A 25,063-nucleotide genomic window follows, 5' to 3' on the forward strand; every position below is an offset into this window, starting at 1 on the left:
GGGATTGGGGTTGGCAGGGACCATGACTGACGAGTTGCCCAGAACAGACGCGGCTGCGGCTGCGGTTGGAGAGACGCAGTTCGCGGCCGGCGAGCCGCTGCTGCGCATCGAGGGCGTCGCCAAGACGTTCGGGGCGTTCCGGGCCGTCGACGGCGTGTCGCTCGACATCAAGCCGGGCGAGTTCTTTGCACTGCTCGGGCCCAGCGGCTGCGGCAAGACCACGCTTCTGCGCATGCTCGCCGGTTTCGAAGCGCCGGATCAAGGGCGCATCCTGCTCGGCGGCAAGGACATCGCGCAGGCGCTGCCGCATGAGCGGCCGATCAACATGATGTTCCAGAACTACGCGCTGTTTCCGCACCTGTCGGTCCGCGACAACATCGCCTTCGGCCTGAAGCGCGCCGGCATGGCGCGCGCCGACATCGCCACGCGCGTTGCGGAGATGGTTGCGCTGGTGAAGCTCGATGGGCTCGAGAAGCGCAAGCCCGATCAGCTCTCCGGTGGCCAGCGTCAGCGCGTGGCGTTGGCGCGCGCACTGGCGCGGCGCCCGCAGCTGCTTCTGCTCGATGAGCCGCTCGCGGCCCTGGACAAGAAGCTGCGCGAAAACACCCAAGGCGAGCTGATGGAACTTCAGCGCCGGCTTGGCATGACCTTCATCATCGTCACCCACGACCAGGAAGAGGCGATGACGATGGCGAGCCGGATCGGTGTGATGAGGGACGGCAAGCTCGCGCAGGTCGCCAGCCCGCGCGAGCTCTACGAGGCGCCACGCTCGCGCTGGATCGCGGAGTTTGTCGGCGACGTCAACCTGTTCGACGCCGAGTCCAAATTGCGCGACGGTCATCGTCTGGTCATCGGCACGCGCGATGCGGGTACGCTGGTGGTGGCGGAGCCGCGCGAGCCGTTCGGCGAGGGCAGATTATCGGTTGCGATCCGCCCCGAGAAGGTCAAGCTGTCGCGCCGTGGTCCGGTGCGGGAAGCCGGTCATGAAACGGCGATCAACCAGCTGGACGGCGTGATCGCCGACATCTGCTATCTCGGCGGCACCACCACTTACAAGGTGAAGCTCGACGCCGGCGGGATGGTGCAGGCTGCAGTCGCCAACAGCGCGCGCCTCGATGTCGACGCCTACAGCCTGAACCAGCCTGTCGTCGCCTGGTTCACGCCCGACGACTGCGTGGTGCTGCCGTCATGAGCGCGCGCCGCATTTTTGCGCGACCCGCTCGCCTTGCCGCGATCGCGCCCTATGTCTGGATGGTGCTGTTCTTCCTGGTGCCGTTCGGCTTCGTGCTGAAGATCAGCCTGTCGCAGACGGCGATCGCGCAGCCGCCTTACGAGCCGGTGTTCGACCTGATGGCGGGATGGGGGGCGCTGAAGGCCGCCTTTGCTGCGCTGTCGATCGACAATTTCAGGCTGCTCGTCTCCGACGATATCTACGTGTTCGCCTATGTGCGTAGCCTCACCGTCGCCGTCACCGCAACCGCGCTGTTGCTCCTGATCGGTTATCCCATCGCCTACGGCATGGCGCGGCTGCCGACGCGCTGGCAGGCCGTGGCGATGGTGCTGGTGATCGTGCCGTTCTGGACCTCGTTCCTGATCCGCATCTATGCCTGGATCAACATCCTCCAGCATGACGGCCTGCTCAACCAGATCCTGCTTGCGTTGCATCTCGTCAGCCAGCCGGTGGTGTGGCTCTCCACCGACAGCGCGATGTATATCGGCATCGTCTATTCCTACCTGCCGTTCATGATCCTGCCGCTCTATGCCACGCTCGCCAAAATGGAGCCGGTGCTGGAGGAGGCCGCCTCCGATCTCGGCGCACCGCGCTGGCAGGTGTTCTGGCTCGTCACCTTCCCGCTGTCGCTGCCCGGCGTCGGCGCCGGCGTGCTGCTGTGCTTCATCCCCATCGTCGGCGAGTTCGTCATTCCGGATCTCATGGCCGGCTCCAATGCGCTGATGATCGGTCAGACCCTGTGGCTCGAATTCTTCACCAACAAGGACTGGCCGGTCGCCTCCGCCGCGGCCATCGTGTTGCTGGTGGTGCTGCTGGTCCCGCTGCTGCTGTACGAACGGCTGCAGAAGCGGCAGCTGGAACAGGGGCGGTGAGGCGATGCGCAAGGTCTCCCGCCTGTCCCGCTTCAACGTCGTCTCGCTCGCGCTGGGTCTGGCTTTCCTCTATCTGCCGATCCTGATCCTCGTGATCTATTCCTTCAACGCCTCGCGGCTGGTGACGGTGTGGGGTGGCTGGTCGCTGCGCTGGTATCACGAGTTCTTCAATGACCGCGCCATGATCGAGGCGGCCTGGATGAGCCTGCGCGTCGCGGTTTCGTCGGCGACCATTGCGACCCTGATCGGCACGCTCGCCGCCGTCGCGCTGTCGCGCGGCGAGCGGTTTCGCGGCCGCACCCTGTTCTCCGGCATGCTCTATGCGCCGCTGGTGATGCCGGAGGTGATCACCGGATTGTCGCTGCTGCTGCTGTTCGTGGCGCTGAACGCCGAGCGCGGCTTCTGGACGGTGACGATCGCCCACACCACCCTGACGATGTGCTTCGTCGCCGTCGTCGTGCAGTCCCGCCTCGGCTCGCTCGACCGTTCATTAGAAGAGGCCGCGATGGACCTCGGCTGCGACCCCGTGCGGGCGTTCGTGGCCGTGACGCTGCCGCTGATTGCGCCCGCGATCGTCGCGGGCTGGATGCTCGCCTTCACGCTGTCGCTGGACGATCTCGTGATCGCGAGCTTCACCACCGGCCCGGGCTCCGCGACGCTGCCGATCCGGATCTATTCAGAGGTACGGCTGGGCGTGAAGCCCGAGATCAACGCGATCTGCACGCTGGTGATCGCCTTGATCGCGGTCGTCATCGTGATCGCCTCGCTCGCCTCGAAATTGTCGAGCTCGCAGGGCGAAAGCGCGGCGCCGCTTTGAGAGGGGAGGCATTGTGATATTCACCTACCAGGTCCTCGTCCATACGCCACTCTGGATCTGGACGTTGTTCGCCTATCTGGTCTGGCAGGGCATCAAGGCGATGCAGCCGCGCAGGACGCCGATCTGGCGCGCGCTGATCGTGCCGGCCGTGTTCATCGTCTGGGGCGTCTCACGGATCGGCTTTGGACATCAGGACGGCACATGGCCGCTGATCGCCTGGATCGCGGCGGCACTGGCGCTACTGCCGCTCGGCGTGCTGACGCCGCGTCCGTTCGATGTCGATCACACGACTGGGGAGATCATTCGTCCCGGCAGCGCGTTTGCGCTGGTCCGCAACCTCGTCGTGTTCTCTCTGCAGTACACGGTTGGCGTGATCTCGGCGATCGATGCGGGCGATCGCGCGGTGGCCTTCATCGCCGGCCGCGCCATTTCGGGCGCGACCGCCGGCTATTTCCTCGGCTCGACGGTCGCGCTTCTGATCGCATATCGCAGCAAGCGCGCGGCCGATGTTTAGGACTTCACCGCACCCGCCGTGAGCCCGCCCACCATGTAGCGGCGGAAGGCGTAGTAGATGGCGGCCGGCGGCAGCGCGTAGATGAAGCCGGTCGTCATCAACAGCTCCCACGGCGAGTCGTCGGCGGCGAGGAAGTTGCCGAGCGCGACAGGGAGGGTGATCTCGCGATCGTTTGAGAGCAGCAGGAACGCGTAGAGATATTCGTTCCAGGCGAGCAGCACCGCATAGGTGCCGATCGCGACCAGCGAGGGCATCATCAGCGGCAAGTAGACCAGGCGGAAGATCTGGAGAGTCGTCGCGCCGTCCATCACCGCGGCCTCGTCCAGCTCGACCGGCAGCTTGTCGGAGGCCTGCTTGAGCACCCAGATCGCATAAGGGCTCGCGATCGTCACCATGGCCAGGATCAGCGACCAATGATTGTTGAGCAGGCCGTAATTGCCCATGGTGCGATACATCGGCACCGCGAGGAACGCTGCCGGGATGAAATAGGTGAACAGCGCGAGGTTCATCACGATGCGCCCGCCGGGCACGCGCAACCGCGAGATCGAGAACGCAGCCGCGGTTGCGATGACGAGCGTGAGCACGCCGACGGCTGCCGCGATCACCAGCGAATTCCAGAACTGCACGTAGAAGTCCCGCAGGAAGTAATGCTGCTGCTTGAACACGATTTCGAAGTTGTGCAGCGTCGGATGATCCGGCCACAGCTTGCCCGAGAACGCGTCCTCCTTCGGCGAGATCGCGAACAGGAACATGTGATAGATCGGTATCATCGTCCAGAGCAGGACGGGAATGCCGATCAGGAGCAGCCGCGCCTCGGTCGCGACGTCACGGAGAGAGGGAAGCTTCATCGCGACAACCGTTTCATCATGAAGTACATCAGCGGCAGGACGAACGGTATCGCGCAGACGATGGAGGCCATCGCGAGCGAGAGCTGGTCGAGCCGGAGATAGCGGATGCCGAGCGTCGACAACACGTGCGTGAGGTCGGCCGGGCCGCCGCCGGTGAGCAGATAGACGCTGTTGAAGTCGCCGAGCGTCCAGATCATCGAGAGCAGCGTGCAGGTGATGTAGAGCATCTGCAGCGACGGCCAGGTGATGTAGCGGAATTTCTGCCACCAGCTGGCGCCGTCGACCTCGGCGGCCTCGAACAGATCTTGCGCGATCGCAAGCCGTCCGGTCATCAGGATCAGCGTCCAGAACGGCAGCGATTTCCAGATGTGGACGCCGATTGCCATGGTCAGCGCCACGGTCGGGTCGTTCAGCCAGTTCGGGCCGTCATCACCGGTCAAGTTGAAGATGAGGTGGTTGACCATGCCCCATTCGGGGTTGAACATGAAGCGCACCGACAGGATGGTCGGAATTGACGGCACTGCCCAGGGCAGGATGAAGACCACCGAGAGCCATTTGATCCAGGTGCGCTGCTGCGCGAAGAAGCCGGACAAAAACAGCGCGATCAGCATCTTGATGTTGATGCCGATGACCAGGAAGATCAGCGTGTTGACGGCGGCGCGCGCGAAGATCGGGTCGTTATAGAGCGCGACATAATTCGACGGGGCCCGCGCCAGCCATAGCCCGTAACAGACGGGGTAGACGACGAAGGCAAGGAAAACGAGCAAATAGGGTGCGAGCAGCACGATGCCCCAGATTTGCGTCGGGGTCAGCCGCGACGACAAGGGCGGTGCGGGGATCGACTGATCACCAGAGAGCGTAATCGCCATTCTTTTTGGACTCTTCAAAGAGTTGCCGGCCGCGAAACGCGGCCGGTACTGTTCTTATACCTTCACCCGCTGGGCGGGGCGAGGGGATGATGACTTAACCCGCGACCTGCTTGATGCGGGCGATCAGTTCGTCGACGGCCTTGTCGACCGGAACCTTCTCGCTCACCACCCGGTTCATCGCCTTGGCCCACACGTTCTCGTTGTTGAGAATCGTGAACTTCCAGTTCTTGGTGAAATCGAACGGCGCGGTGCCGCCCGTGAACTGGGCGTACACCGCCTTGCGGTGCTTGTCGGCCTGCCAGAACGGGCTGGCCTGGCTTTCCTTCGTCACCGGGAACCAGCGGCCGAGCGCGCCCTCGATATAGGGGCGAACGTTCTCTTCCTGGAGCAGGAAGCTGATGAACTGCTTGGCCTCGGCCTTGTTCTTGGCAACGCTGAAGACCAGCCCGGTCTTGACGTCGGAGCGGTAGCGGATGGTCGACCCATCCGGCGCCTTGGGGAAGGACGCCGTGATGATGTCCTGCTCATAAGCCTTCTTGCCGGCGTCGCGCTGCTCTTGCGTGAGCGCCTGGTTCTGCGAGTCCTCATACCACTTAGCCGCGATCGAGATCGTGAAGTTGTGGGTCATCACGATGGTCTTGTTGTGGAACGCGACGTTGTTGTCCGGATCCTTCCAGGTCGTGGAGGACGGTGGCGTGCAGCCCTTGATATAAGTGTCGGTGTAGTCCTTCATGGCCTTGATCAGGTTCTCGCGGACCGTGGGATCGTCGACCGTGAGCTTGCCGTCGTCGTCGACCAGCTTGACGTGGTAGGCATCCATGAAGGTGTAGAACGACTGGAAGGCGTCGGTGGATTCTACGCCCATCGGCTGGCCGACGGCGTAGATGCGCTGGCCAGTGGCTTTGCGGATTCCCGGTTGCACCTTGTCGCACCAGAACGTCCAGTACCCCGCCCAGTCGGTCGGAATGTCGCTCTGCTTGAAGCCGGCCTTCTCCAGCATGTCGTTCCAGATCTGGACGTGCATGCTCTGCTGCTTCAGCGGGAAGCCGTAATAGGCCTTCTTCTTGGTGACGTCGTTATAGAGGATCGAGGCGTCCAGCGTGTTCTGCACGAACCGGCCCTTGATCGGCTCCATGACGTCGGTGAGATCCTCGAGCTTGCCCTCGTAGGCCCACTTGCCCTGGGCCTGCACGTCATAAGAGTCGGAATAGGCGACGTCGGGCACGGTGCCGGCATCGAGCGCGGCGACCGTCTTCGGAATCATGTCCTGGATCGCGTACTGCGACAATTCGACCTTGATTCCGGTCTTGGCTTCGAACTTCTTGATCGTCTCGAGCAGCGCGTCGTCTTCGGAGCGGTAGAAGCCCTTGCCCCACCAGACCGTAATCGTCTTCTGCTGCGCAAATGCGGGTGCAGCGGCTGCAAACAGCCCGGCCGCAGCGACCGCCAGTGATACTGCGCCAATAACCTTGGATTTCACGTTTTTCTCCCTCAAACGGCCGGTGTTTTTAACCGGTCGTATAAAACACTAGCGCATGGCCGCTATCCGATCTAGCGGCTTCTTGTCAGACATAGGTCGTGGGGTGTCGGGCGAGAGGAGATGCTTAATGTGCGGCATCGATCCAATCGCCGCATCAATTCGCCCTGATCAATTCGCGTGAGGTCTCAGGGCCCGAGCTGACATGCAAATACGCCAAACTGTCTCTTTAGCGGGTCCGACGGCTGGCATTGAAGGCCTTCGATCGGCTGTCCCCTGCGATCGATCGGACACCAAGAGGCGTCGGTACTGGTCCAGTTGATGCCGCGATCAAAAAACGTCGGTGCATCGAATCTCGCCTCGATCACCATTTTTCCTTCCACATTCATGAAGCCCCAATGCCCGCCCGATTGGGCCGGGACCAAGCCATCCTCGAGGCGAATGCCCATCCGTCCCTCTCGCGGTTTGATTAGCCAGGAGCCATGGGCATCAAGGATGCCGCGTTTACCCCCCTCGAATGCCATGGCCATATCAGGCCTGATGTGGCAGATGCGTTCGAAGGGCTGCTTGGTGATCCATGCACCGGTCGAGGCATCGATGATGCCGTTCCTGTCGTCCAGCCGCGCTAGAACCGAACCATTCGGCAAGCCTGGAGAGATCGCATCGAGCGTGGGTTCTATGGCCCAGCTGATGTCAGTTCTCAACAATCCGAATTTGTCCCCAAAACCGGCGACAGCAAGAGAGCCGACGAAAGGGCCGGCACGGTCAAACCGCTGTGCCGTCATCGGCATGAGATCGGCTGCCGCATAGGCAAATTTACCGCTGATCTTGAGGATATAAGGTCCGTCGCAGGTCACCGGCCTCGATAGCTCACCCTCCTGCGGCTCGATCGACTTGCCATTCTCATCAAGAATTCGCGGCTGCCTGTCGATCTCCCCGACAATGCGTCCATTGGCGCATCGCCCGACCGAAAAATCGAATAGGGGCGGGACAATGACCTTGGCGTTTTCATCGAGATAGCCATGCTTCTTCTCGTTCTGAATGTCCCACGACCATGGCGCAGTCCCCTTCAGAGATATGTTTTCGTATTGGGGCTGGACGACCCATTCGCCGGTGCGATCTACCAGGCCCCATCGGCCGTTCAGGCGGGCTGGGGTAAATTTCGCGCCGTGTACAAATTGATGGACGTTCTCGAATTTCGGCTCGATCTTGAGGCGTCCCGCGCGATCAATGAAACCCCAATGGTCATCGACCTTTGCGGAGGCCATCCCATCAACCAACGAACCAAGATACTGGAATTTTGGTTCGATCTCCCAGCTTCCGTCGGGACGTATCACACCCCATCCGGAATCGACCCTCGCCAGCATGAGCGCCGTACCTTCGGTGTCAAAAGGCAGGATCGCGTTGAGAGACGGCGGAACAAGCCAGGCGCCGGAGCGGTCCACGAGGCCCCATTTGCCTGTCGCAGTGACCGCTCTGCTGTCGGCGATCGCGCCGACGAACTCGAAAATCCCATGGCTGAACTGCTCCGTGCCCGCGATGCCTCCTGACGTGGTCCGGCCCTCGGTGGCAAAGAAGACCTTCTCGGTGAAGGGAATGACGTAGCCAAACTTCGGCTCGAGCGCGGTGTTGCCGTCGAGGTCGATCAGACCGGATCGGCCGCCGACGTCGATCTGCGCAAATCCGTGCGAGAAGCGATCTGCAATCGGATATTGCGGCTTTGCGATCACATGACCGCTTGTGTCGACATAGCCATAGCGACCATTCGATCGCACCAGCGCGCGCCCTTCATGGAAGGTATCGACCCAATCGTATTCGGCCGGCACAGCAAGCGTGCCGTCGCGGTTCACCGCGCCGCAAAGCCCATCAGGAAATCCGCACGAGGGCAGTGGGAACGAAGGGGGCAGGCCGAAGCCGTTTGTGCCCCTGTTCGCACGAGCCACCGCGGCGTCGAAAATGACCTTCCCGGCAGGAAGGAGAAGAGCGGAGGGGCGATCAACAGACTCCGGTCGTGAAACGTCTTGCGCATGCGAGGCGCTCGCGACGGTGACCAGCGCGAGTGCCGCAATAACGGCGGCCACCCGGCATCTTCCAAAGCTTCCCATTGGGCGATGTCTCCTCCTGCTTCAACCTCAGGTATGAGACCATCGTGGCGAAATACGGACGGCTCTTATGCGTTGGCGGAGGCGTTCCGCGTCCGCGATCCGCTCAGGACTAGTTCGACTTCGCGCCTTCCTTGGCGTTCTCCGCTGTCGGCGCTTCGGCGGGTGCGGGACGTTTTCCAGTGCCGGTGATGCGCTCGATCGCGGAGCGCACCGCGTCGCCCGGCTTGCGGTCTTTCAGCATGTCGAGCAGGGGCGCAGAGGCCGGCGAGCGGCGGATCAGGCTTTCCGGATCGGGGAAGACGAGGGGGTCGTCCCAGGGGCCCTGCACCACGAAGGGCAATTCGAACCCCGACGCGCTGTTGAGGCTGGCCACGCCCTTCATGTCGTATTCGCGCGTCGGCACCGAGGCGGTGCCGGTCATCGTGATCTTCGCCGCCGGTCCTTCGACGCGGATGTCCTCGGCGGTGGCGACGCCGTCGGAGAACTTCACCGCGATGGTGAGATTGTCGTAAGGGGTCGAGCCGTTGCGGAAATTGCCGCCGCCGGACAGCGGCCGCCGCTCGAGCCGCTTCAGTAGCTGCTCGGCATTGAAGCCCGCGATCGCGCCATCATGCCCGGTCACGGTGGCGCTGCCGTCGAGCGACTGCACGAGGCCGAACGGGCTCGAGCCGGACGCGAGGAGCGAGACGTTGATGTTGCCGCGCCCGGACAGCTTGTTGATACCGAACAGCTCGGAGGCGCAGGCCTGAAGGTCGACGTCGGTGAACTGGAATTGCGCCTTGATGTCGGCCACGGTGTCGGAGCGCGCGATGCCGAACGAGCCCTTGGCGATGCCGCCATAGACCTGGGCCTCGCCGACCGAGAGCGCCAGCGTGCCGTTGCGCAGATTCGCGCCGATCGCGGTGCGGCCGAGTTTCGACGCCCCGACCGTCAGCTTGGCGGCCGACAGGCGCATGTCGAGGTCGGTGGTCGACAAGGCGTTGAGATCGAACAGCTGCCTGTTCCAGTCGCGCGCGCCGCTCGCGAGCAGGCGGAAGGTCGAGATATAGGGTGTGAAGTCGAGCGCGTCGGCTGCGAGCGTCGCCTGCAGCGTCTGCCGGCCGTTATTGGCGTAGGTCATCACGCCCTCGGCGGTGTTGCCGTCGAGCTCGACATTGACATTGGTGAGCGCGATCGACGCGCCGACGACATTGGCCCGCGCCTTCAACGCGAAGCGGCCGAAGCCGCCGCTGGCGGGCTGCGGCTGGCCGGTCCAGCGTAGCGCGTTGCGCAAGGACGGGCTGTCGATGGTGAGCGTGCCCTCCATCATCGGGCTGGTGCGGTTGGCGACGCTGCCGTCGAAGGCGAGCTTGAGCGGTGCGCTCGCGATCCGCGCCTTCAATCCCGAGCGCTCGCCGGAGAGCGCGGCGACGAAATCGGCAAAGCTGATCGAGCCGTCGACCCGTTCGCCGCGCCAGTCGAATTGTCCGGTCGCAGCGAAGGAGCGCGAGATCGATGGCCAGGCCAGCGAGAGGTCGATGTCCTCGAACTTCTCGGTGCCGTGCATGGCGGCGTCCTCGTAATCGAGCACGCCGTCCTGGATCCGGATCTCGGAGAACGACACTTGATTCTCGGCGCCGGGCTTCATGGTGCGCGCGATGGTCTGGATGAACGGCGTCCAGTTGCTTTCGCCGTCCGGCTTCAGGCTGACATGGATGCGCGGCCGCAGCAGCGTCAGGTCGGCGATCTCGAACCGTTGCAGCAGCAGCGGCAGCAGCCGCAGGTTCGCGGTGAGCACGTCGACATGGAGCGCGGGATCGCTGGTGCCGCCGCCCTTCAGGCCGACGTCATGGAAGGAGATGTAGCTTGCCGGCAGCACCGAGATGTCGATCGCGCCTGCGACATTGACCTCGAGCCCTGTGACGTCGCGGATCTGCGTTTCCACCGCCTTGCGCAGCGCGTCGCGGTTGATGAGCCATGAGGTCGCGATCAGGGCGATCAGCGCCACGCCGAGCAGCGCCGCGATCGGCGTCCCGAGGCGCTTCATTCCTTGGGCCATGGTCAATGGCATGTCCTGATCGAGTTGGTCGCTGGAGCCAGAAGGCGGGCCGGGAAACCTGCGCGCCCCACGCCCAAGACCTATTGTGTTAAGTGCCGCAACTTGATGGGTTTTCTTGTCGCTTTCAAGGCCGCGGGAACGGTTGCGCCCACGGCTTGGGCAGCTTCTATCACCCAGGGGCGGAGCGGAGAACCCCGTATCATTGACGGCTTCGGACGATTTCGCCTAATAATCGCCGCCACTAAGGCGCGACGCCTGCAAGCCGAAGGTTCACTCGAAGGTAATTTGCATGAACAAGGTCTATCCCGACGCTAAGTCGGCTCTCGAGGGCGTTCTGAAAGACGGCATGATGATCATGTCGGGCGGCTTCGGCCTCTGCGGTATCGCCGAGACGCTGTCGGACGCGATCCGCGACTCCGGCGTCAAGGACCTGACGGTGGTCTCAAACAATGCCGGCGTCGACGGCATTGGCCTCAGCCGCCTGCTCGAAACCCGTCAGATCAAGAAAATGATCTCGTCCTATGTCGGCGAGAACAAGCTATTCGCCCAGCAATTCCTCGCCGGCGAGCTGGAACTCGAATTCAATCCGCAGGGCACGCTGGCCGAGCGCATCCGCGCCGGCGGTGCCGGCATTCCGGCCTTCTACACCAAGACCGGCGTCGGCACGCTGATCGCCGAAGGCAAGGAAGTGAAGGAATTCGACGGGCAGAAATACCTGATGGAGCGCGGCCTGTTCGCCGACCTCGCCATCGTCCACGCCTGGAAGGGCGACACCGCAGGTAACCTCATCTACCGCAAGACCGCGCGCAACTTTAACCCGATGATGGCGACGGCCGCCAAGGTCACGGTGGCCGAGGTCGAGCATCTGGTTCCGGCCGGCGAACTCGATCCCGACCACATCCACACACCCGGTCTTTTCGTCAAGCGCATCGTCGAGGTCGGAACGGCCAAGAAGCGCATCGAATTCCGCAACACCCGCCCGCGCACGGCAGCTTGAGATCAGGAGACTAAGATGGCCTGGACCCGTGAACAGATGGCTGCGCGCGCCGCGAAGGAACTGCGTGACGGCTATTACGTCAATCTCGGCATCGGCATCCCAACGCTGGTCTCGAATTACATCCCCGACGGCATGGACGTCAGCCTTCAGAGCGAGAACGGCATGCTCGGCATGGGCCCGTTCCCCTATGAGGGTGAAGAGGACGCCGATCTCATCAACGCCGGCAAGCAGACCGTCAGCGAGCTGCCGTCGACCTCGTACTTCTCGAGCGCGGATTCCTTCGGCATGATCCGTGGCGGCCACATGGATCTGTCGATCCTCGGCGCCATGCAGGTGGCCCAGAACGGCGATCTCGCCAACTGGATGATCCCCGGCAAGATGGTCAAGGGCATGGGCGGCGCGATGGATCTCGTCGCCGGCGTCAAGCGCGTGGTCGTGGTGATGGAGCATTCGGCCAAGGACGGTCCAAAGCTCCTGAAGCAATGCAATTTGCCGCTGACCGGCGAGCGCGTGGTCGACATGGTCGTGACCGACCTGGCCGTCTTCACCATCGACAAGCACGGCAACGGCGGAATGGCCCTGATCGAGCTCGCCGACGGCGTCTCGCTCGACGAGGTCAAGGCCAAGACCGAAGCCGAATTCCGCGTTGCGCTGAAGAACACGTAAGGTTTTCGCGAAGGGGCGCGCATGACGATACGGTCTGCGCGTCCCGAAGACGCCGATTTCATCGCACAAACCATCCTGTCATCGCAGCGCGGCTACCGGCCGCGCGGCTGGTTCGACGTTGCGCTCGGTTGGCCTGAAACACAGTGCCGCGCTTTCATCGCGCGCGTCGCAGTCGCCCGCGCAGTGTCGATGTGGCACGTCTCGCAATTTCTGGTCGCCGAGATCGATGGCAAGCCTGCTGCCGCCTTGTGTGCGCTACCGGCGGCCGGCACGGGACCAGCGGCTTGGCGTGCGATCGAGGAAGTCGCAGCCGCGTCCGGGCTCGCCCCGGCAGAGCTGGAGGCCATTCGTCAACGCGCCGGCTACACGCGCGCCTGCTGGGTTCAGGGCGGCGAGGGCGATTGGATGATCGAGTATGTCGCGACTGATCCCGCCTATCGCGGCCGCGGCCTGGTGCAGTCACTGATCGCGCATGCGCTGGAGAAGGGGCGGGCAGCTGGATTTGCCCGGGCGACGATATCGTTCCTGATCGGCAACGAGCCCGCCGAGCGCGCTTATGCCAAGGCCGGCTTCGTCCTTGCCGAGGAGAAGCGCGATGCTGCCTTCGAGGCGATCATCGGTGCGCCGGGCTTTCGCATGTTCGTGCGGGCGATCTGAGCACGCCGCGCGTGCAGTGACGGTTGAGCGCCGGGCGCGCGCCGCAATTTCGTCATTGCGAGGAGCTCTTGCGACGAAGCAATCCAGACTGTCTCCGCAGAAAGATTCTGGATTGCTTCCGCCTTCGCCCAGGCTTCGGCGGACAAGTCGCTGCGCTCGCAATGACTGAATATGAGGCGCCGGCGTCGATCTTCCCTCGCGTTTAGATCCGCTACGACCTCGCTGCCCACGTCTTGCTCCACCGCGCCGACACGCTTGCGACCCAGGACGTTTCCTCTCGAACCAGGCGGAAGCCGAGATTGGCGGGAGGGACGCCCTGTGCGCAGCCGCCCGCGCGGGCGTCGCGGATGAAATCGGTGACATAGGCGCGGTGCGCACCTTCGGCGACGCGCACGCCGCAGTTCACGGTCGGTTTGCCGGTATTGCCGGCCGCGTCGGTGCGCGAGCGCACGAAGCAGGTCGAGGTCCACTCCCAGACATTGCCGGCGAGATCTTCAATGCCGTGCTCGTTCGAACCGAACCTGCCGAACGGATAGGCTGTCGTGTCGAAGAGGTCACGCTCGGATTCACGCTCGTAGCGGCCGATCCAGCGCTTCGATGGATCTGTTGCGTCCACCGGAAGGCCGTCGTCCCTGAATCGCGAGCCCGCGGCAAAGGCCCATTCGGCGTCGCTCGGCAGGCGATAGTTGTGACCGGTCTTGCGCGAGAGCCAACCCGCATAAGCCTCGGCATCGTGCCAGCTCACCTGCACCGCAGGCCGATCGGAGGCGATGGCCACGCCGCGATCAAGCGCGCGACAAGCGGCGTCCTGCACGCAAATCTGATAGTCGGATGACGAGACCTGATGCCGCATGATGTGCATCGGCCTCTCGAAGCGCATCGTGCGCAGCGGCGCTTCCGCCTGCTGCCCGGCACGCGTGAAATCGCCGGCCTCGCGATAGGACAGGCCGCCTGGCGCGACCCTGACGATGGCGGGCTCCGTCGCGGCGCCATGAGTCCCGATGTCCGACACCAGCGGCGCTACCGCGATCGGCCCCGCGAACCCGGCGGCACAGGCGAATAGCAGTTTCAGCTTGAATGCGATCAGCATGGTCGTCCCCCAGGGAAGAAGGGGCCGGTCATCACCGGCCCCTCGTCGCGTCTAGTTGGTGTTGGGCGCCGGGATATCCGCAGGCGCCTTCACCTGCGTCATCAGATCGTCGTTCCACTTGCCTTCGACCTTGAAGTGCGCGGTGGCGCCGAGGTCGGCGGCCTCGATCAGATTATGCGTGACATAGGCGTAGATGCCGGGCTGCATGAACTTGTACAGCGCAGCTCCCGCCGAGCCGCCGCGGATGAACCAGGTCTCGAGCCCGGTCTCCGGCGCATTGGAGAACTTGCCGGTTTCCCAGACATAGTCGCCATGGCCGCCGATCAGATGCGGACGGCTGTCGCGGTTGGCCTGCGAATGCACGATCAGCACGTTCTCGCCGACATTGGCGGTCAGCGCATTCTTGCCGGTGAGCGCACCGACCTTGCCGTTGAACACGACATGGGAGGGAATCAGCTTCTTCATCACCTCTTCGGTGTCGGTGAAGGCTTCGCCCGGCGATTCATAGGATTTGAAATTGCCCTTGTCGTCGCGCGGCACGTACATGTCCTGCTCGCCGACATAGTAGATCTTGTCGTATTTCAGTGCGTGGCCCTTGCCGTCGTTGAGGCCGTCACGCGGCAGCACCATCACGGCGCCGTTCATGCCGGAGACGACGTGCCAGGGGATCATCGGGCCGCCCGGTGCGCAATGGTAGACGAACACGCCGGTTTTTGTTGCCTTCCAGCGCAAGACGACCTGCTCGCCGGGATTGACCAGCGTGAGCGCACCGCCGCCGAGCGCGCCCGTCGCGGAATGGAAGTCGATGTTGTGCGGCATGGAGTTGGTTGCGGGATTGACCAGCGTCGTTTCGACATAGTCGCCCTCGTGCACGACCATCATCGGACCTGGCATCGAGCCGTTAAAGGTCATCGCTTGGAACGTGGTGCCCTTCTCGTCGATGACGACCTTCTTCTCCTCGATCGTGAGCGTGAACTCCACGATCTTGGGGCCCTGCTTGGTCGCTTGCTCGTGCGCATGCACGAAGGGCGGAGCGACCAGCTCGACCTTCTGGCGCGGCAGTTTGAGATCATCGGCAGCCAAGGCGGGTGTCGCCAGCATCAGGGCGGTTGCGGCGGCGCTGATCAATGCGGCTCGGCGGGTGAACATCGGAAGCATCCTTCATCTGAAATGGTTTTGATGACGGAATGCAGTGTGCGCCGATCGCGGCAAGTGTGTTTGTGCTGCGACAAGCTTTTGCCGAATTCGCCTCCGGTAAAATCCTTAGGAGTTTGTCGAAGATCGCATCGGCGATACGAAATACGTGACGACTCGCGACGTCAGTCGCGTCGGCCGCAAATCGTTCGCATGTTCAGCTGCGTTTATTGCGAATGGATTGTCGTCGATTAGAGCAACTGGATCGCAATCCAGACCGTGCCCCAAACCGCGAGCGACAGCGCGGCGAAGACCGCGGCCGTGATGACCATCACGCGGACCACGTGGCCGGCGCCAACGGTGGGCGTGGAGGGGACGGGACGAAAATCGTCGAAGCGCGGGATATGGCCGCGAACGCTGGTGAGCCACAGAACGAGATCGAGCGCGAACGACGCCATAACCTATCTCCAGAGGGCAATAATCAAATGTCACCATGGCTCCGATCCCGTGCTCGGACTTTGAGCGAGCGCAAGGTTTCGCACCCGAAAACGAGTAATTTCGTGCCATCCGGGATGCGCCGCCCCGCTGCGCAGCATTGATTGACGAATGGGTAAGATATGAGGGCCGATCTTGCGGCGAGCTACGGCGAAGAACGATTGCCGCGCTACACGAGCTACCCGACCGCACCGCATTTCTCGCCGGAGATCGGCGCGGGGGCCTACGCCCGCTGGCTGGCGGAGCTCCCGGCGGCGGCCAGCGCGTCGCTTTATCTGCACGTGCCGTTCTGCCGCGAGATGTGCTGGTATTGCGGCTGCCATACCCAGATCGTTCGTCGAGACGGTCTCATCGCGGCCTATCTGCGTACGCTGCGCAGCGAGATCGCGCATGTGTCCGAGACGATCGGCCGGCGCATCAAGGTCGAGCACATCCATTTCGGCGGCGGCACGCCGACGATCATGGCGCCGGAGGCTTTTGCCGAGTTGATGGCGGCGATGCGGCAATCGTTCTTCGTGCTGCCGTCGGCCGAGATTGCAGTCGAGATCGATCCCCGCACGCTGACTTCCGACATGGTCGAGGCGATGCGGCTCTCCGGCGTCAATCGCGCGAGCCTGGGCGTGCAGAGCTTCGACCCTGTCGTGCAGCGCGCGATCAACCGGGTGCAGAGTTTTGAGCAGACGGCTTCCGTGGTCGACATGCTCCAGCACGCCGGCATCAAGGGGATCAACTTCGATCTGATCTACGGACTGCCGCACCAGACCGTTGCCTCGTGCCTGGATACGGTGCGACGTTCGCTCGAGCTTGGGCCCGACCGCTTCTCGGTGTTCGGCTACGCGCATGTGCCTGCTTTCAAGAAGCACCAGCGCATGATCAACGAGGCCGTGCTGCCCGACGGCCTTGCGCGCCACGACCAAGCCTGCGCGATCGCCAATGCGTTGAAGGAGGCCGGCTACGTGCAGATCGGGCTCGATCATTTCGCGCGACCCGGCGATTCCATGGCCGTGGCCTTCGAGCAACGCACGCTGCGGCGCAATTTTCAGGGCTACACCACCGACCAGGGCGAAGTTCTGCTCGGCTTCGGCGCGAGCGCGATCGGACATTTGCCGCAGGGCTATGTCCAGAACGAGGTGCAGATCGGCGCCTATGCGCAGAGCATCGCCGCCGGCCATTTGGCCACCGCGAAAGGCTATGGCCTCACCGACGACGACCGGCTGCGCGCCGACATCATCGAACGCATCATGTGCGAGTTCAGCGCCGATCTCGGCGATATCTGCGCGCGTCATGGCGCAGAGGCCGGGGCAATGCTGAAATCGGCGTCGCGTCTGAAGCCGCTGATTTCCGACGGCGTCGTGAGACTCGACGGCGACCGCATCGCGGTCGCAAAGGACTCGCGCTTTCTCGTGCGCAGCGTCGCGGCCGCGTTCGACGCGCATCTGGATCCCGCGAAGCAGTTGCACAGCCGGGCGGTGTAGTCCCGTCATTCCGGGGTGCGCCACTTGGCGCGAGCCCGGAATCCATTTCACCTCTTGGTCTGCTGCCCGATGGATTCCGGGCTCGCGCTTCGCGCGCCCCGGAATGACAAGCAGCTTGCGCTCCAACAAAGAAACCGCCGCCCGCTCTGCTATCGTGGTTTCGGAACGGAGTTGTTGTCCATGCCTTTTGGATCCGACGATCTGGTCGATGACATCATGCGCACGGCGCCGCACACGATCCGCGTGTTTCTCGCCTTCAGGATGGCCTGCGTGGGCTGTCCGATCGCAACCTTCCACACGGTCGATGACGCCTGCCGCGAGCATGGCATCGATCGCGACAAATTCCTCGCCGCGCTGTGTGACCGCGTGCCGGCGTGAACCGATCTGGAATTCGCGCGGGCTGCGCGCGGATTCCCGGGTGAGGGGCGCTTTCGCCGTAAGCGGAAGCGACCCTCACCCCTGGCCTTAAGCCGCGCCGCTGTCAGGGCTCCGCTCCGCCAGCACGACGATGCCATGCGGATCGCGCAGGATGATGCGCTGACGGCCGCTCTCGACCAGCCCCTGCTGTTCCCAGCCGCTCAGGATGCGGCTCACGGTGTGCAGCGTGGTGCCGGTCATCTGCGCGATGTCCTGGCGGCTGATCGGGAAATCGATCTCGATGCCATGGTCGAGCTTCTTGCCGGATTGTTTGGCGAGGCGCAGCAGCGCATGCGCGACGCGCTGCTCGACCTGCTGGGTCGACATTTCCAGGATTCGGGTGTGGCTCTCCTGCAGCCGCGTGCCGACGGTTTGGAGCGTGTTGGCGGCAAGCGAGGGAAATCGCTCGACCAGTCGCGGCCAGGCCGAAGTCGGCCAGATCAGGGCGACGCTGTCGTCGACCGCGATCGCTGTGGCCGGATAGCGCGCGGCCCCGATCGCCATCGCGAGACCGAACGTCTCGCCCGGCGAGACGTAGCGCACCACGATCTGCTCGCCGCTCGGTGTGGTCTTGGCTGCGCGAACATGGCCGTGCAGCAGCAGGAAGAAGGATTGCGCGTCGGCGCCCTGCTCGAAAATGGCGCTGTTCTTGGGATAGCGCACTGAGCGGGCCTCGCGCAGGATCTCCTCGAGGTCCTCGGGTTTGACACCCCCAAACAGCGGCGAATGCGCAACCAGCGATGTGTCGACCTTGGCCATTCTGCCTCCTTGGCGCTGGAAGTGTGATGACACCTGCAATCGTCAGGGTGTTTGCGATAGCTCAAAAACGAGCCGGCCGGACGGCAGTATTTTTCCAGGCGACGATTTGAATCGACTGGAGTTGACCCATGGCTGGCGTCCGATCCCGCAACTTTGAGGGCAGGCCGCTGTTTGCGAACAGCTTTCGGCCCTTTTTCCTGCTTGCCGCGATCCAGGCAGGGCTTTCGATCCTGGCCTGGCTGCCGATGTTCTACGGCGAATTGTCGGTGAGCTCCGCTTTCGCGCCGCGCGATTGGCACGTTCATGAGATGCTCTACGGCTTCCTGCCGGCGGTGATCACGGGATTCCTGTTCACGGCGATCCCGAACTGGACCGGGCGGCTGCCGATCCAGGGGACGTCCCTGGGCGCGCTGCTGGCGGTCTGGATCGCCGGCCGGGTCGCGGTGACGCTGTCCGCCGATATCGGCTGGGCGTTTGCGCTTGCCGTCGATGCCGCCTTCCTGACCTTGGTCGTCGCTGCAGCAACGCGCGAGATCGTCGCCGGCGGCAACTGGCGCAACCTGCCCGTCGTGGTGCTGGTGCTCGTGCTGCTCGCCGGCAATGTCGGCTTCCATCTCGAAGCGCATTATGCGGGTGCGGCCGATGTCGGCATCCGCGTCGGCATCGGCGTGGTCGTGCTGATGATCTCGCTGATCGGCGGCCGCATCATCCCGAGCTTCACCCGCAACTGGCTGGTCAAGTTCAACCCCGGCCGCCTCCCGGTGCCATTCGGACGCTTTGACGGTGTGGTGATCGGGTGCAGCGCAATTGCGATCATCGCGTGGATTGTGGCGCCGTTGAGCACCCTCACCGGCGTGGCGATGGCGCTTGTCGGCGGGCTCCATCTGGTGCGGCTCGCACGCTGGGCCGGTGACCGCACCTTCCGCGAGAGGCTGCTCCTGATTCTCCATGTCGGCTATGTCTTCGTGCCGCTCGGCTTCCTCCTGCATGCGTTTGCCGTCTTCGGCGCGTTGCCGCCGAGCGCGGGCATCCACGCCTGGATGGCGGGCGCGGCCGGAACCATGACCCTCGCGGTGATGACCCGTGCGAGTCTCGGCCATACCGGACAGGCGCTGACGGCGTCGCCGGCGACACAAGCCATCTATGCCGCGATCATCGTCGCGGCGCTGGCGCGGGTCGCGGCGGTGGTTTGGCCTGCGCACGGCGATGCGTTGCTGCACCTTGCCGCCTGCGGGTGGATCGTTGCGTTCCTCGGCTTTGCCATCGCGTTCGGCCCGCTGCTCGCCGGCAGCCCTCGCCGCGCCCTCGCCATCATGGGCGTGCCCGTCCCGGCACGCTGATTCAAGCTGCGGTCGCCACGGTCGACGATTTCAATGGCCTGACGCCTTTGCGCCATGCGGTGATGGTGCAGCCGAAATGGCCGCGGAACCAGCGGGCCATGGCGCTCTGCGCGGAGAAGTCCAACTGCACGGCGATGTCGGCCAGCGGTCGGCCGGGGTCGTCGATCAGCTGGACCGCGAGATCGGCGCGCTGCGCGTCGAGAATGGCCGAGAAGCTGGTGCCGGCTTCGGCCAGGTGCCGGTGGATGGTGCGGCGGGTGCAGGCGAGATGCTCGGCGACGCGCTCGACCGTGCAGTCGCCGCCGGCGAGCAGGAGACGCACGACCTCGTCGACCTTCTCCTCCCAGCTTGCCGGCCGTGTCTCGATCGCTTCGATCCGCTTGCGCAGATAGCTCGCGATCAGCGGATGCGCGCTCGGGATCCGGCGCTCCATGTCGTGTGCCGACAACAGGATCGAATCGTTCTCCGCGTTGAAGATCACGCGGCAGCCGTAGAACTCGCGGTAGCGCTTGCGGTCGTGCGGCGGTGGGTAATGCAGGTGCACTTCCTGCGGCCGCCAATCGCTGCCGAACAGCGACTGGATGATGCGATGGACGCTGCCGAGCGCCATGTCGATCGACTGGCGCGGGGCGGTCGGCTGCCGGCCGCGCAGGTGCAGCGTGACGGTCACGGTCTGCTTGTCGCGGGTGACGTCCAGCTTCATGCCGTCGTGATGGATCGGGATGAAGCGCGAGAAGGCTTCGATGGCTTCACCTACCGTCGCCTGTTCGCGCACGATCAAGCCGACCGCGCCGAAATTGGTCAGTCCGCCGCGCTCGGCAAGCCGCAAGCCGAAATCTTCGGCTCCGGACGCCTCGGCCGACAATTCGAGCAGACGTCGCAGGCTAGTGACGGCAATGGGCGTATCGGGCTTGTCGAGGCAGGCCAGCGGCAACCTGACCTTGCGCATCATCTGTCTGGGGTCGAGCCCGACCGACCGGGCGACCTCCGGGTAATAGCTCAAGCCCGCGCTGCGAATGAGGTCGGTCATGCGAACCGTTCCTGCCAGCCATTCCCGCAGATGTCCCGAAATGTAAAGTTTATGTCCCGATCCGTCAAATCCGGGAACCGGGTGGAACATACATAAGTGAAACCGAGCACGGGCGTGAATGCCGTGCATATGACGGCGCGGCGCGACGAGGCCCCGCTGCCGTCTCGGATCATTTGACCAAAGACATTGCTGGATCGGAATTATGCCTGGGAACATGCTTTCCAAGGGTGAGGTATTCGTCATCGACACCGATGCCGCCTCCCGCGAACAATTGTCCACAGCGCTTCAACAGAGCGCATACAACGTGATCTGCTTTGCCGACGGCGCGTCTCTGCTCTCGGAGGCCAAGGCGCGGATGCCGGCTTGCGTGCTGCTGGAGATGCCGCCCGATCGCTCCGGTCTCGACGTGCTCAAGCGCCTGCGCGAGGAAAACTGCATGGCGCCGGTGCTGGTGACCGCGACAAACGGCAGCATCGCCATGGCGGTCGATGCCATCAGGAGCGGTGCGGCCGACTTCATCGAGAAGCCGTTCCGCACCCGCGACATCGTCGACCGGATCGGTGCTGCCATCGACGAGTTCGCACAGCCCGGCTCCAGCCGGCAGCGCTGGCTGCCCGGCTGCGAACCCCTGTCCGCGCGCGAAGGCGACGTGCTCGAGCATCTCGCCGCCGGCCTGACCAACAAGGAGATCGCCCGGCGCATGCATCTGAGCGCACGCACGGTCGAGGGCTATCGCGCAGGCATTCTGAGGAAGGCGGGCGCCAAGAACGTCACCGATCTGCTCCGCCGCATCTTCGGTCAGGGTTCGTCCGCTCAGGATTAAGGGCTCTGTCGCGGCCGACGACCCGTTCCGGGCCCCGCTGCCGCCGCGGCGGCGCCCCACGGAAACCTCAATCGAACCAGTTCCTTCCCTGCCGCGTCCAACCATGTTGGCGAGGCATTGGATCGCGCGTCCGGCTGGCGGCGGCGATGACTTGGAGGAGGGACTTGATGCGCATCACCGCAAGATGTTTGGCAACGACGAGCCTGGTTCTGGTGACCACGGCCTTCGCGTCGTCGTCATGGGCCGCCGAATTGGACGCCACATCGGCCATCAATACCGTCACGGTTTACCCTGATGGCGCGACCGTCACCCGCGTCATCGCGGTGGACCTGCCGTCTGGTGACTCGACGCTCATTGCCAAGGACTTCCCGCTTGGTCTCGACACCTCCTCGATCCGGGTGGAGGGTGAGGGGGGAGCGAAGCTCACCATCGGCACGATCGATGCGCGAACGCCGCGTGCGGCGCCGGTCAATCTGCCGGAGCTGGACAAACGCATCGAGGCGCTGAATGACCAGCGCGCCGACCTGCAAGGCGCGATCGACTCGGCCAATGCGCGGCGCAAATTCGCGGAGCATTTTGCGGAAGCATCGCCCGCCGGCATCGGCGACAAGGGCGAGGCGCGGCCGATTGCCGAATGGCGCACGGCCTTTGCCACCGTCGGCGAGGAAATTGCGAGCGCCGATACCGCCGTTCGCGACGCCACGCGCAAGATGCGCGAGATCGATCGGCAGATCGGCCAGCTCGAAATCGAGCGCAAGGCCAAGCCGCCGAGCAAGCTCGAAGTCCGCATGGACATCGCCGTGCCGGCAGCAACCAAGGCGACGTTGAGGGTCACCTACAACGTGCGCAATGCGCGCTGGCTGCCGCTCTACGACGCCCGCCTCGACACCGGCGCGAAGGATCGCAAGCCGCAGCTCGAATTGGTTCGCCGTGCCGAAGTCACGCAATCGACCGGCGAGGACTGGTCCAACGTCACGCTCGGCGTCTCCACGGTCCGCATCGGCCGCGGCGGCAGCGCGCCGGAGCTGAATTCGCTGGTCGCGCAGTATCCGCAAGTGCCGAAGCCGCGGGCGCTGGGTTCGCTTTCGGATTCGGCAATGCCTGCGGCGGCGCCAATGCAGCGTAAGATGGAAGCTCCGGCTTATGCCAGCCGATCCAGGGAAGATATTGCCGAACGCGCCGAAGAACAGCAGGCGGTCGCCGAGATCGGCGACTTCCAGGCCACCTACAAAATTCCCGGCCGCGTCAGCCTCGGGGCCGCCGAGGGCGCCAAGAGCCTGCGCATCGCCTCGATGACCGTGCCCGCCGATCTCATGGTGCGCGCGGCTCCGGTGATGGATCCCACCGCCTTCCTCGAAGCCAGCTTCAAGCAGGCCGACGACACGAGCCTGTTGCCAGGCAAGGTCGCAATCTATCGCGATGGAACCTTCGTCGGCCGCGGCAAGCTCTCGGCTTCGGCCAAGGACGATATCGTGCGGCTCGGCTTCGGCGCCGACGACAAGGTCAGGATCGAGCGCGCGGTGCTCAAGCGCAACGAAGGTTCGGCCGGTCTCCTGGTCACGACCTCGAAGACCGACGAGCGTTCGTTCAAGACCACAATCCGCAATGGTCACGACTTCCCGATCAAGGTCGCGATCGAGGATCAGTTGCCGGTCAGCGAGAACGAGGACATCCTCGTCGAGATGTTGCCTGCGACCACGCCGCCGACCGCAAGCAACATTCGCGACCGGCGCGGCGTGCTGGAATGGTCGTTCGACGCCAAGCCCGGTGAGGTCAAGGACATCAATTTCGCCTGGCGCATTCGCTGGCCGAAGGACAAGAGCATGGTGATCGTGCCGGCGGGTTGATGGGCGGCGCCGAAGTGCGATGCTGTCTTAGCTCGCGCTCGCTCACTCCCTGTCATGCCCCGCGAAGGCGGGGCATCCAGTACGCCGCGGCGTCACGATTCAATCGCCGGCGCCGCGGATTACTGGATCGCCCGGTCAAGCCGGGCGATGACCGTGTTGAAAGAGCGTCAGCTTACTTCGCCTTCAGGAAATCTGCGACATCGAGCAGCATGAACTCGTCGTCGTCGGCCTTGTTGGGATCGCGGCTGGACGAGAACGGCAGATTGTTGTCGTTGCCGACGATGATGTGGGTTTCGTCGACACGATCGACGTTCTCGATGGTGAAGAACGGGAAGGTGTAGACGCCGCCATTGAGCGGCTTCCTGGCCTTGTTGTCGGGATCCCTGATCTTCAGGAGGTCGATGTAGCCGATCTTGCGCACGGGCTTGCCGACATTGGCGTCGGTGAGCTCGATCTTGTAGACGCGCTTGAACTTGGCGACGTCGGGGAAGCAGTTCTCGCCGCGGGTGCCTTGCGGGCAGGCCTTGTCGGGCGTGCCTTCGCCGTTGTCGCGCTCGATGATCAGACCGCTCGCCGGGTCGATCATGTTGAAGTCGCCGATGGCATTGCCGTTCTGCTCGAAGACATACTGCCAGTAGCGGCCAGTGAACTTTTCCGCGGCGACGTCGAATTCGAGGATGCGCGAGGCTTCCTTGCCGTCGACCTTCTCCCAGTCCTTCTTGTCGGCGTCCCACAGCGGCCCCTCGAGCAGGCCGTAGAGGAATTTGCCGTCCTTCGAGGCGGCGAAGCCCTCATAACCTTTGGAGCGTCGCAGGTTGACGTTGCTGTAGGTCGCGCCCGGCGCGCCCGGGGTCGCCACCGCCCAATGATCCGGCGAGCGCACCGGCTTGCCGTCGGCGACCGTCTCGAACAGCCCGAGAATCTTGCCGGTCTTGTCGGCCTTCAGGATGTAGGGGCCGAACTCGTCGCCGATCCAGAAGGTGTCGCCGATGATCTGAAAGCCTTCGGTGTCGAAGTCGGAGCCGGTGAGATAGCGCCTCTCGGTGTCTTCATGCACGATGCGGAACGGCACGCGTCTGTCGGGATCGTGCAGGAACACGGTCTCCAGCCGCTCGATCTTGCCACCGGCCCAATCCATCTTGTAGCGGTTGAGGTACAGCATGGAATCCGGCGAATTGGCGCGCGCGCCCATGCCGTTGTCGGTGATGACCCAGAAGGTGCCGTCGCCCATCGACTTGATGCCGGAATGGCCTTGCAGCGGCTGGCCCTTGAACGGCAGCGACAAGCCGGTCGCCCGCTCATAGGACTTGCCCATCACCGTGCCGAGCGCGTCGACGCGCTTTCCGGTGGTGTATTTGCCGGAGGTCTTGAGATCGGCGGGCGCATCAGTCGGCGCGTCGATGAACGTGGCGGCCGGCATCACGACGTGGCCGGCGAGCTTGGCGGGGAATTCGCCTTCGCTCTGCGCGAGCGCGGAGCTCGCGGTGAGAATGATCGTTGCGACGGTGCCAAGAAAAGTCGCGCGCATGTGCGTCTCCTGTTAACGGAGGCCGTCTTATGCG

The 25,063-nt window shown here is 63.9% G+C and carries 23 protein-coding genes; 12 read left to right on the forward strand and 11 right to left on the reverse strand.

Features of this window, described 5'->3' with window-relative positions; all coding sequences use genetic code 11:
• Positions 1 to 22 precede the first annotated feature (22 nt).
• Genes ABIB90_RS12050 through ABIB90_RS12065 form a run of 4 tightly spaced genes read left to right on the forward strand, consistent with a single transcriptional unit; the run spans position 23 to position 3,434 of the window.
• Positions 23 to 1,192, forward strand: coding sequence for an ABC transporter ATP-binding protein (locus tag ABIB90_RS12050; protein WP_354200711.1), 1,170 nt, complete (start codon positions 23 to 25; stop codon positions 1,190 to 1,192).
• Positions 1,189 to 2,103 (forward strand): ABC transporter permease, encoded by a 915-nt coding sequence (locus ABIB90_RS12055; protein WP_219681684.1) that lies wholly within the window; start codon positions 1,189 to 1,191, stop codon positions 2,101 to 2,103. The genes ABIB90_RS12050 and ABIB90_RS12055 overlap by 4 nt, the downstream gene beginning before the upstream one ends.
• Before the next feature lie 4 nt (positions 2,104 to 2,107).
• The gene (locus ABIB90_RS12060; RefSeq protein ID WP_007596248.1) at positions 2,108 to 2,920 is read left to right on the forward strand and encodes an ABC transporter permease; all 813 of its coding nucleotides are present in this window, start codon (positions 2,108 to 2,110) and stop codon (positions 2,918 to 2,920) included.
• A gap of 13 nt (positions 2,921 to 2,933) precedes the next feature.
• Positions 2,934 to 3,434 (forward strand): DUF6622 family protein, encoded by a 501-nt coding sequence (locus ABIB90_RS12065; protein ID WP_354200712.1) that lies wholly within the window; start codon positions 2,934 to 2,936, stop codon positions 3,432 to 3,434.
• On the opposite strand, the gene ABIB90_RS12070 is transcribed toward ABIB90_RS12065, so the two are convergent.
• From ABIB90_RS12070 to ABIB90_RS12090, 5 genes are all read right to left on the reverse strand, one after another.
• Positions 3,431 to 4,282: a carbohydrate ABC transporter permease gene (locus ABIB90_RS12070; RefSeq protein WP_007596245.1), complete on the reverse strand. Its 852-nt coding sequence runs from the start codon at positions 4,280 to 4,282 to the stop codon at positions 3,431 to 3,433. The two genes, ABIB90_RS12065 and ABIB90_RS12070, sit on opposite strands and share 4 nt — an antisense overlap.
• Complete coding sequence (locus tag ABIB90_RS12075; RefSeq protein ID WP_007596244.1) at positions 4,279 to 5,151, reverse strand: carbohydrate ABC transporter permease; 873 nt, start codon at positions 5,149 to 5,151, stop codon at positions 4,279 to 4,281. The genes ABIB90_RS12070 and ABIB90_RS12075 overlap by 4 nt, the downstream gene beginning before the upstream one ends.
• Positions 5,152 to 5,245: 94 nt before the next feature.
• Complete coding sequence (locus tag ABIB90_RS12080; protein WP_354160035.1) at positions 5,246 to 6,631, reverse strand: ABC transporter substrate-binding protein; 1,386 nt, start codon at positions 6,629 to 6,631, stop codon at positions 5,246 to 5,248.
• Positions 6,632 to 6,816: 185 nt separating this feature from the next.
• On the reverse strand, positions 6,817 to 8,709 hold the full coding sequence (locus tag ABIB90_RS12085; RefSeq protein ID WP_354200713.1) for a WG repeat-containing protein: 1,893 nt from the start codon (positions 8,707 to 8,709) through the stop codon (positions 6,817 to 6,819).
• A gap of 133 nt (positions 8,710 to 8,842) precedes the next feature.
• Positions 8,843 to 10,771, reverse strand: coding sequence for an AsmA family protein (locus ABIB90_RS12090; RefSeq protein WP_354160525.1), 1,929 nt, complete (start codon positions 10,769 to 10,771; stop codon positions 8,843 to 8,845).
• Positions 10,772 to 11,060: 289 nt separating this feature from the next.
• Between ABIB90_RS12090 and ABIB90_RS12095 the strand changes: the two genes are divergently transcribed.
• From ABIB90_RS12095 to ABIB90_RS12105, 3 genes are read left to right on the forward strand one after another with little or no spacing between them, the layout of a single operon-like run.
• Positions 11,061 to 11,768 (forward strand): CoA transferase subunit A, encoded by a 708-nt coding sequence (locus tag ABIB90_RS12095; protein ID WP_007596238.1) that lies wholly within the window; start codon positions 11,061 to 11,063, stop codon positions 11,766 to 11,768.
• Positions 11,769 to 11,783: 15 nt separating this feature from the next.
• The gene (locus tag ABIB90_RS12100; protein WP_027570379.1) at positions 11,784 to 12,434 is read left to right on the forward strand and encodes a CoA transferase subunit B; all 651 of its coding nucleotides are present in this window, start codon (positions 11,784 to 11,786) and stop codon (positions 12,432 to 12,434) included.
• Between the two features lie 21 nt (positions 12,435 to 12,455).
• Positions 12,456 to 13,091: a GNAT family N-acetyltransferase gene (locus ABIB90_RS12105; protein ID WP_354200714.1), complete on the forward strand. Its 636-nt coding sequence runs from the start codon at positions 12,456 to 12,458 to the stop codon at positions 13,089 to 13,091.
• A gap of 211 nt (positions 13,092 to 13,302) precedes the next feature.
• Here ABIB90_RS12105 and ABIB90_RS12110 read toward each other — a convergent pair whose 3' ends face one another.
• From ABIB90_RS12110 to ABIB90_RS12120, 3 genes are all read right to left on the reverse strand, one after another.
• Positions 13,303 to 14,181, reverse strand: coding sequence for an SUMF1/EgtB/PvdO family nonheme iron enzyme (locus ABIB90_RS12110; protein WP_354200715.1), 879 nt, complete (start codon positions 14,179 to 14,181; stop codon positions 13,303 to 13,305).
• 51 nt (positions 14,182 to 14,232) lie between these two features.
• Positions 14,233 to 15,330 carry a copper-containing nitrite reductase gene (nirK, locus tag ABIB90_RS12115; RefSeq protein ID WP_354200716.1) on the reverse strand — a complete coding sequence of 366 codons (1,098 nt, stop codon included), beginning with the start codon at positions 15,328 to 15,330 and terminating at the stop codon, positions 14,233 to 14,235.
• A 236-nt stretch (positions 15,331 to 15,566) separates the two neighbouring features.
• Positions 15,567 to 15,773, reverse strand: coding sequence for a hypothetical protein (locus tag ABIB90_RS12120; protein ID WP_354200717.1), 207 nt, complete (start codon positions 15,771 to 15,773; stop codon positions 15,567 to 15,569).
• Between the two features lie 159 nt (positions 15,774 to 15,932).
• Here ABIB90_RS12120 and hemN point away from each other — a divergent pair, with 159 nt between their 5' ends.
• Positions 15,933 to 17,285, forward strand: a complete 1,353-nt coding sequence (hemN, locus tag ABIB90_RS12125; RefSeq protein WP_354200718.1) for an oxygen-independent coproporphyrinogen III oxidase — start codon at positions 15,933 to 15,935, stop codon at positions 17,283 to 17,285.
• Positions 17,286 to 17,465: 180 nt separating this feature from the next.
• A complete protein-coding gene (locus ABIB90_RS12130; RefSeq protein WP_007596228.1) occupies positions 17,466 to 17,663 on the forward strand; it encodes a DUF1858 domain-containing protein in 198 nt (65 codons plus the stop codon).
• Positions 17,664 to 17,750: 87 nt separating this feature from the next.
• On the opposite strand, the gene ABIB90_RS12135 is transcribed toward ABIB90_RS12130, so the two are convergent.
• Positions 17,751 to 18,461, reverse strand: coding sequence for a Crp/Fnr family transcriptional regulator (locus ABIB90_RS12135; protein ID WP_354200719.1), 711 nt, complete (start codon positions 18,459 to 18,461; stop codon positions 17,751 to 17,753).
• A gap of 128 nt (positions 18,462 to 18,589) precedes the next feature.
• On the opposite strand from ABIB90_RS12135, the gene ABIB90_RS12140 reads away from it, so the two are divergent.
• Complete coding sequence (locus ABIB90_RS12140) at positions 18,590 to 19,801, forward strand: NnrS family protein (protein WP_354200720.1); 1,212 nt, start codon at positions 18,590 to 18,592, stop codon at positions 19,799 to 19,801.
• A 1-nt stretch (position 19,802) separates the two neighbouring features.
• On the opposite strand, the gene ABIB90_RS12145 is transcribed toward ABIB90_RS12140, so the two are convergent.
• Positions 19,803 to 20,831, reverse strand: a complete 1,029-nt coding sequence (locus ABIB90_RS12145; protein WP_354200721.1) for an AraC family transcriptional regulator — start codon at positions 20,829 to 20,831, stop codon at positions 19,803 to 19,805.
• A gap of 202 nt (positions 20,832 to 21,033) precedes the next feature.
• Here ABIB90_RS12145 and ABIB90_RS12150 point away from each other — a divergent pair, with 202 nt between their 5' ends.
• Both ABIB90_RS12150 and ABIB90_RS12155 read left to right on the forward strand, forming a co-directional pair.
• Positions 21,034 to 21,654, forward strand: coding sequence for a response regulator transcription factor (locus ABIB90_RS12150; RefSeq protein ID WP_354160053.1), 621 nt, complete (start codon positions 21,034 to 21,036; stop codon positions 21,652 to 21,654).
• Positions 21,655 to 21,821: 167 nt separating this feature from the next.
• Positions 21,822 to 23,501 carry a mucoidy inhibitor MuiA family protein gene (locus ABIB90_RS12155; RefSeq protein ID WP_354200722.1) on the forward strand — a complete coding sequence of 560 codons (1,680 nt, stop codon included), beginning with the start codon at positions 21,822 to 21,824 and terminating at the stop codon, positions 23,499 to 23,501.
• 172 nt (positions 23,502 to 23,673) lie between these two features.
• Here ABIB90_RS12155 and ABIB90_RS12160 read toward each other — a convergent pair whose 3' ends face one another.
• Positions 23,674 to 25,029, reverse strand: coding sequence for an esterase-like activity of phytase family protein (locus ABIB90_RS12160; protein WP_354200724.1), 1,356 nt, complete (start codon positions 25,027 to 25,029; stop codon positions 23,674 to 23,676).
• Positions 25,030 to 25,063: the final 34 nt, after the last annotated feature.

Origin of the sequence: Bradyrhizobium sp. JR4.1 (assembly GCF_040548605.1) — a bacterium.
Lineage (GTDB): Bacteria > Pseudomonadota > Alphaproteobacteria > Rhizobiales > Xanthobacteraceae > Bradyrhizobium > Bradyrhizobium canariense.

Bases quoted from the DNA above. Each gene is read 5' to 3' on its own strand.
- ABIB90_RS12050 (WP_354200711.1), top strand. From the start codon at position 23: ATGACTGACGAGTTGCCCAGAACAGACGCGGCTGCGGCTGCGGTTGGA.
- ABIB90_RS12055 (WP_219681684.1), top strand. From the start codon at position 1,189: ATGAGCGCGCGCCGCATTTTTGCGCGACCCGCTCGCCTTGCCGCGATC.
- ABIB90_RS12060 (WP_007596248.1), top strand. From the start codon at position 2,108: ATGCGCAAGGTCTCCCGCCTGTCCCGCTTCAACGTCGTCTCGCTCGCG.
- ABIB90_RS12070 (WP_007596245.1), bottom strand. From the start codon at position 4,282: ATGAAGCTTCCCTCTCTCCGTGACGTCGCGACCGAGGCGCGGCTGCTC.
- ABIB90_RS12075 (WP_007596244.1), bottom strand. From the start codon at position 5,151: ATGGCGATTACGCTCTCTGGTGATCAGTCGATCCCCGCACCGCCCTTG.
- ABIB90_RS12090 (WP_354160525.1), bottom strand. From the start codon at position 10,771: ATGGCCCAAGGAATGAAGCGCCTCGGGACGCCGATCGCGGCGCTGCTC.
- ABIB90_RS12095 (WP_007596238.1), top strand. From the start codon at position 11,061: ATGAACAAGGTCTATCCCGACGCTAAGTCGGCTCTCGAGGGCGTTCTG.
- ABIB90_RS12100 (WP_027570379.1), top strand. From the start codon at position 11,784: ATGGCCTGGACCCGTGAACAGATGGCTGCGCGCGCCGCGAAGGAACTG.
- ABIB90_RS12105 (WP_354200714.1), top strand. From the start codon at position 12,456: ATGACGATACGGTCTGCGCGTCCCGAAGACGCCGATTTCATCGCACAA.
- ABIB90_RS12110 (WP_354200715.1), bottom strand. From the start codon at position 14,181: ATGCTGATCGCATTCAAGCTGAAACTGCTATTCGCCTGTGCCGCCGGG.
- nirK (WP_354200716.1), bottom strand. From the start codon at position 15,330: ATGTTCACCCGCCGAGCCGCATTGATCAGCGCCGCCGCAACCGCCCTG.
- ABIB90_RS12120 (WP_354200717.1), bottom strand. From the start codon at position 15,773: ATGGCGTCGTTCGCGCTCGATCTCGTTCTGTGGCTCACCAGCGTTCGC.
- hemN (WP_354200718.1), top strand. From the start codon at position 15,933: ATGAGGGCCGATCTTGCGGCGAGCTACGGCGAAGAACGATTGCCGCGC.
- ABIB90_RS12130 (WP_007596228.1), top strand. From the start codon at position 17,466: ATGCCTTTTGGATCCGACGATCTGGTCGATGACATCATGCGCACGGCG.
- ABIB90_RS12135 (WP_354200719.1), bottom strand. From the start codon at position 18,461: ATGGCCAAGGTCGACACATCGCTGGTTGCGCATTCGCCGCTGTTTGGG.
- ABIB90_RS12140 (WP_354200720.1), top strand. From the start codon at position 18,590: ATGGCTGGCGTCCGATCCCGCAACTTTGAGGGCAGGCCGCTGTTTGCG.
- ABIB90_RS12145 (WP_354200721.1), bottom strand. From the start codon at position 20,831: ATGACCGACCTCATTCGCAGCGCGGGCTTGAGCTATTACCCGGAGGTC.
- ABIB90_RS12150 (WP_354160053.1), top strand. From the start codon at position 21,034: ATGCCTGGGAACATGCTTTCCAAGGGTGAGGTATTCGTCATCGACACC.
- ABIB90_RS12155 (WP_354200722.1), top strand. From the start codon at position 21,822: ATGCGCATCACCGCAAGATGTTTGGCAACGACGAGCCTGGTTCTGGTG.
- ABIB90_RS12160 (WP_354200724.1), bottom strand. From the start codon at position 25,029: ATGCGCGCGACTTTTCTTGGCACCGTCGCAACGATCATTCTCACCGCG.